The following is a 6,412-nucleotide window of genomic DNA, read 5'->3' on the forward strand; positions in this document are numbered from 1 at the left end:
ATCTCTGCGGCGTTCCAGACTCTGCGGTGTGTGATCTGTTGAGGGGAGAGCCAAAATGCGAGCTGATCTTCATGCCATGCCTCCCTTTCTGCGCAAAAACCACTCCGTGCCGATGAAAAACAGCAGGGCCAGGAAGATCCATGGCGTATGCCAGAGCGGCGTCGAAAGCGTGACTTCGATGGGCACGCGGATGTTCTTCAGCATCTCGGGCAGCTTGGAGATTTCATCGAGGGCGAGCATCTGGCCGCTGGTCTCGGTGGCGATGCGTTGCAGAAAGGCGCGGTCCGGGGCGAGGCGGCTGAATTCCTCGGCCTGCGGGCCGTAGGTCCAGCCGGTGGTCTTGAGGCCGAGTTGCGTGTGTTTTTCCATGTCCTCCACGGTTGCGGTGGCGCGGTAGTTGCCGGAGCTGGAGGAGAAGAACTCGGTTTCGAAGAGCCCGGCTTCTTTAAGGCTTGGCTCGGCGAAGAGCTGGGATTTCTTGCCGTCAGGCTGCGTGACTTCGATCTTCACCAGCGCATCGCCGTGGGCTTTGAAGGCGCGGTCACGCACGCGCACGGAGAGCTTCACGCGCTCGCGGTCGGCGGGATCGGTCTCGGCGGAGAAGGAGATGCTGTCGGCCACATCGACGACGAGCCAGCGCATGAGCTGCCGCCAGGCGCGCTCCATGTCCTTGCGGGAATCGGCATCGTTCATGCCCCAGCGCCACAGGTCGGCCACCAGCACGCTGCCCACGCGGCCTTCGCCGAAACGCTGGGACACGATGGCGGGCATGGTGGTCTGCGCTGAATCGGAAACCGTGGCCAGAATGCTGGCACCGGGTTTGATCGCGAAGGTTTGATTGATGGCATAGAAGGAGGGCATCGCGGCCAGGCGCTTCTCATCTTCCTCACGATCCGTGCGCAGGCGCATCCAGGACTCCAGCCAGCCTTCGCGCGTCAAATTGAAGCGCGCATCCAGCATCGGGCCTGCGGTGGTGGTGCGGTCAAGATAGACCGGCAGCATGCTGCCGATGGGCGTGTGATCATAGCCGCCCGCCTGATAGCACTCCTGCCCGCCGAGCATGAGGAGCGCGCCGCCGCGCTCGCTGACGAAGCGCTGGATCAGGTGCATCTGCTCCTGGGTGAAGAAGCCGGCTTCGAGGTCATCAATGATGATGGCGCGATACTCGCTGAACAAATCTTCGGCAGCTTTGGGGAAGCCGTCGCTGAGTTCCTTGGCATCGCGCGTGCCAAGGCGGATGAGCACCGGCTGGTCATAGCGCTGCGCTTCTTCGCCCTCTTTGGCACCAAAGCCGCGAAACAAGGGGTTGGCGCTCTCACCGGCATGGCCGCGCCATTCAAACTTGGGCTCGCGTTTGGCGATGCGGACGAGGCTGGGCATCTGGATGTCGTCATCCGCTGCGATGGCGCGACGCAGGAATTTGTACTCCCAGTTCGGCCTGCCAGCGATGTAGAGCACGCGGTAGGGGCCTGAGCCGCGATCCGCCTCTAATAAGCGTGTGTTGTTGGCCAGGGTGGCTTCACTGACGCCTTCGGCCTTGAGTTCGAGCTTGTGGAAGGAGACGCCGGGCTTGGCCACCGGGATGCGCAGGCGCACCGTCTGCGGCGAGCTGCCATTGAAGGTGACTTTTTCGGTCACGATGGCTTTGCCCTTTTCATCGAGCGCGGAAAGCGTGGCCTGTTTGCCACTGAGCCCCTGGGCAGATACACGGGAGGTGATGGTGATGGGCGCGTCTTCAAAGGGGCTCGTCGCCACGGTGGCATCGAGGATGGCCAGATCCGGGGTGGGGGCGTTCTTGCCAGCCAGCACGGTGAAAATGGGAGCGCCCTTGGCTTCTGCCTTCCAGGTGGAGGCATCGGTGGCGTTGCCATCGCTTATTAATACCACAGCAGCCAGATTCGAGCCGCCGCTGCGCAGAGTCATGAGTGTGCGGCAGAGATCGGAGCGGGAACCGTCAAACTTCAAGGCGCGGAAGTGCGGCACACTTTGGGTCTGTGATCCGACGGTCATGAGGCGAAGGCGGAAGTCCTCGCTCAGTGCTTTGATCCACGCGGCATCCTCCGTGCCGGAGTTCAGCGCGGCGGTGACTTGGGCGGCGCGGGTGGCCTCCCCCGGTTTTTCTGCAGTCTCTAGAGAGGCGCTGGTGTCCACCAGCACAATGACTTCGTTTTCACCCTTCTTCGGCTGCTGCTGGGTCCAGAGGGGATCGAGCAGGCAGATGGCCAGCAGGGCGAGGGCGGCCAGCTTGCAGGACATCGCCGCGAGTTTGCGCCAGCCACGCAGCGGAGAGCGGCGGTAGCCCAGCCAGAGCAGCCCGATGACAAGAAGAACCACCAAAGCAGCGAGCCAGGTGATGTCCGTATTTTGCCAGAGGATGCGGGGCATGAGGTGCCAGTTAAACGTGAAGTGCGGCGAAAAGCTACATCTCAACCGCTGTCAATTGCACTCGTTGCCAAAAAATTGAGCATGGAAGCGCTTGTCGAATCACGCATTCTCGATTTGGTCTGCGACCGTTCCAAGACCGCAGCCGCCATGCCTTTATACGATCCCTATGCGTTTCAGCTCGCTGGCTTCAGCGAGGGCGATGTCGATGAAATTCTCGCCGACCTCGACTACCTGCACCGCAACTCGCGTTGGACGCATCGGCGTGACCAGATCGAGCGAATGATCGTGGAATCGCCGGTGATTTTGCTCGATTTCCTACGCAGTGTGCAGCCGGAAGTGGTGCGAAATGCCATGATTCCGCGCCGGGTGAAGGATGTGGTGCTTCGGTAAGAGGCCCGTTTGAGTCCTTGCGCGTTGGCTGACATCCGCCACATTCGGCCTCCCCCCGACCCGGCCAATGTGCGCCGGGCGGCGTATTCTTTTTCCCCATGTTCAACTGGATCATCAAAAAAATCATCGGCACCAAGAACCAGCGCACTGTGCGCAAGCTTCAACCTACGGTGGTCGAGATCAACCGCATCGAAGCCCTGCTTCAAAACGAGCCGGAGGAAGTGCTGCAGGAACGCACCCAGAAATGGCAGGCCCAGTTCCGCGCCTTTCACACGCCGCCATTCCTCGGCGGGGTGAGCCTGCGCATCGCGAACGAAGCTGAAGTGGATGCCTGCCTTGAGGCGGTGGAGAAATATTTCTCCGCGCTGAAGCCGCATTTCCCGGCGCTGGAAAATGATTACCTGGCCTCCGCCGCCTGGAACGGCGCCGCTCTGGATGACAAGAAGGCCCGCATTGATCGCTCACGTGAAGCCTGGAACGCCATCCAGCCGGACTTCGCTGCGATCGAGTCGAAGATGCTCAATGACATTCTCCCGGAAGCCTATGCCGTGGTGAAAAACGCCGCCCGCCGCATGTGCGGACGCGAGATCATGGTCTGCGACCAGCCGCTGGGCTGGAACATGGTGCACTTTGATGTGCAGCTCGTCGGTGGTGTGGCCTTGCACCGCGGTATGATCGCTGAAATGGCGACCGGGGAAGGGAAGACGCTGGTCGGTACGCTGCCGGTGTACCTGAACGCGCTCACCGGACGCGGTGTGCACGTAATCACGGTGAATGATTACCTCGCACGTCGTGACAGCGAGTGGATGGGCAGCCTTTATAAATACCTCGGCCTCACGGTCGGCTGTATTCAAAACGACCAGCCAAGCCACCTGCGCCGCGACCAGTATCAGGCGGACATCACTTATGGAACGAACAGCGAGTTCGGCTTCGATTACCTGCGCGACAACGGCATGGCCTCCAGCAAGGAGCAGCAGGTGCAGCGCGGCCACTACTTCGCCATTGTGGATGAAGTGGACTCCGTGCTTATTGATGAAGCACGCACGCCTTTGATCATCAGCGGTCCTGTCATGGCAGCGGAGAGCAATCACCAGTATGAGCGTTACAAGCCCCTCGTGGACCAGCTCGTGCGCCGCCAGAACACGCTGTGCAATCGCCTGATCACTGAGGCCAAGGAAGCCGCCGCCGCAGGTGAGCTGGAGCAGGCCGGTTTGAAACTCTTTCAGGTGCAGATGGGCCAGCCGAAGAATCGTGCGCTGACACGCTGCATGGAGGAGCCTGATCTCCGCCGTGCCATGGAAAAGGCTGAGCTCTCGCTCTATGCCGACACACAGAAGGTGGAATTCTTCCGTCTCAAGGAAGAGCTCTACTACTTCATCGAGGAGAAATCCCACGACGCCGACCTCACCGAGATGGGCCGCAACTTCCTCAGCCCCGACGAGCCGGACGCCTTCGTGCTGCCGGACATCGCCACGGTGTACTCTGAGATCGACGGCGACATGACGCTCTCCGAAGAAGCCCGCACCCGCAAGAAGACGGAGATGCAGGACCGCCTTTCCCACCAGGGTCAGCGCATTCACCAGATCAGCCAGCTTCTGCGTGCCTTCTGTCTCTATGAGAAGGACGTCGAATACGTGGTCGAGGAAAACAAGGTCATCATCGTCGATGCGCAGACGGGCCGTAAAATGGCCGGACGCCGCTGGAGCGATGGCCTGCACCAGGCCGTGGAAGCCAAGGAAGGCGTGCAGATCGACGCCGAGACCCAGACGCTCGCCACCATCACCATTCAGAACTACTTCCGCCTCTATCAAAAGCTGGGCGGCATGACCGGCACGGCTGAGACCGACGCCGCCGAGTTCCATGACATCTACAATCTCGATGTGCTCACCATCCCGACGAACCGTCCGGTGAAGCGCAAGGATCACAACGACAGCATCTACAAGACACGTCGCGAGAAATTCGCCGCCGTGATCGAGCTGATCCAGGAGCTCAACGCCAAGGGCCAGCCGATCCTCGTCGGCACCGCCAGCGTCGAAGCCTCGGAAATGGTCTCGCGCATGCTCAAGCTGAAGAAGATCGTCCACAACGTGCTCAATGCGAAGTATCACCGCCAGGAGGCTGAAATCGTCGCCCGCGCCGGTCATCGCTCTGCGGTGACGATCTCCACCAACATGGCCGGTCGTGGTACCGACATCAAACTGGGTGAAGGTGTCTCCGAACTCGGCGGCCTCTTCGTGCTGGCCACCGAGCGCCATGAAAGCCGCCGCGTGGACCGCCAGCTGCGCGGACGTTCCGCACGTCAGGGTGACCCCGGCGAGAGCAAATTCTTCCTCAGCTTTGAAGACGACCTCATGCGCAACTTCGGTGCTGCCGAGCGCATGACGAAGATGATGGAGCGCTTTGGCATGAAGGAGGGTGAAGAACTCCAGCACCCGTGGCTTAACCGCAGCGTGGAAACCGCGCAGAAGCGCGTGGAACAGCGCAACTACGTCTGGCGCAAGCGCGTCCTCGAATACGATGATGTGATGAATCAGCAGCGCGAAGTCGTCTATGAATGGCGCAACGACGTGCTCAACAGCAACGACACCCGCATCCTCATCAACGAGGCCGTGGAAAAGGGCATCACCGAACGCCTTGGCGTTTTCGTGCCGAAGGACATCAAGGGTGATGACCAGGCCGATTATGAAGGTTTGCTCGCCTGGGTGAACATGACGTTCCCTGTGGGCCTGAAGACGCTGGATAATGACTTCAAGAAGCTCGATTTCGAAGCCAAGTCCGCCTACCTGAAGGACAAGATCCTCGGCGCCTACGAGGTGAAGGTGGGCACCGCCAATCCGACCGCCTTGCAGGAGATCGAGAAGATGATCCTCCTCAACGCCATCGACCGCCTGTGGCAGGAGCACCTGTATGCGCTGGATGCGCTGAAGGAAGGCGTGGGTCTGCGCACCTACGGCCAGAAAGATCCGCTCATCGAGTTCAAGCAGGAAGCCTTCACGATCTTCGCGGAACTGATGAACAACATCAACGGCGAAGTCCTCGGCAACCTCTTCCGCAGCACGCAGCAGCTCGCCGCGTTTGAGCAGTTCCTGGCCCAGATGGCCCTGCAGGGCGGTGAAAACGAAGCGCCGCAGCGCCGTGAAGAAGTGGAAGAAGAAGAGAAGCCCGAAGCCGCCCCCAATCCGGGCCGCGACGGCCCCCGCCTCATCCTTCCAAGCAGCAATGTCGCTCGACCCAAGCCCGCCGCCAGCGCCGTTGGCCGCAACGACCCATGCCCATGCGGCAGTGGGAAGAAGTACAAGCAGTGCTGCGGACGAATGGCGTGAGCTGACCGATCCAATCCTTGAGCGTGCCCAACCGTCCGCATGCGTCCCCTCCTAATCGTCTTCTACACGCTGCTGGTTGGGCGCTTGTTTCTGCTGGATGGCGTGCTCGAACCGACGAATGACGAGGGGCTGTGGCAGTGGAATGCACGCTGTGAGCAGTGGAATTTACCCACGCATGGCATCCTCCACAGTGCCTTGAGCCCGGTGAACCACGCGATCAATCGCGTGCTCTTTGCGCTCGTTTTACCTTCGGTCATGGCCAAGCGGATCGTGTGCTCGCTGCTGGTCGCCGCCGCCGCCGGGTTCGCCTGCCT

The 6,412-nt window shown here is 60.9% G+C and carries 4 protein-coding genes; 3 read left to right on the forward strand and 1 reads right to left on the reverse strand.

What is annotated here, in order from left to right; all coding sequences use genetic code 11:
• Positions 1–69: 69 nt before the first annotated feature.
• Positions 70–2,385, reverse strand: coding sequence for a hypothetical protein (locus ACIREA_RS23775; RefSeq protein ID WP_397384830.1), 2,316 nt, complete (start codon positions 2,383–2,385; stop codon positions 70–72).
• A gap of 81 nt (positions 2,386–2,466) precedes the next feature.
• Here ACIREA_RS23775 and ACIREA_RS23780 point away from each other — a divergent pair, with 81 nt between their 5' ends.
• From ACIREA_RS23780 to ACIREA_RS23790, 3 genes are all read left to right on the forward strand, one after another.
• Positions 2,467–2,775: a hypothetical protein gene (locus ACIREA_RS23780; protein WP_397384831.1), complete on the forward strand. Its 309-nt coding sequence runs from the start codon at positions 2,467–2,469 to the stop codon at positions 2,773–2,775.
• A 98-nt stretch (positions 2,776–2,873) separates the two neighbouring features.
• On the forward strand, positions 2,874–6,098 hold the full coding sequence (gene secA / locus ACIREA_RS23785) for a preprotein translocase subunit SecA (protein WP_397384832.1): 3,225 nt from the start codon (positions 2,874–2,876) through the stop codon (positions 6,096–6,098).
• 39 nt (positions 6,099–6,137) lie between these two features.
• Positions 6,138–6,412: hypothetical protein (locus tag ACIREA_RS23790; RefSeq protein WP_397384833.1), on the forward strand; the 275-nt coding region annotated here is incomplete at its 3' end.

Source organism: Prosthecobacter sp. (assembly GCF_044373815.1).
Classification (GTDB): Bacteria; Verrucomicrobiota; Verrucomicrobiia; order Verrucomicrobiales; family Verrucomicrobiaceae; genus Prosthecobacter.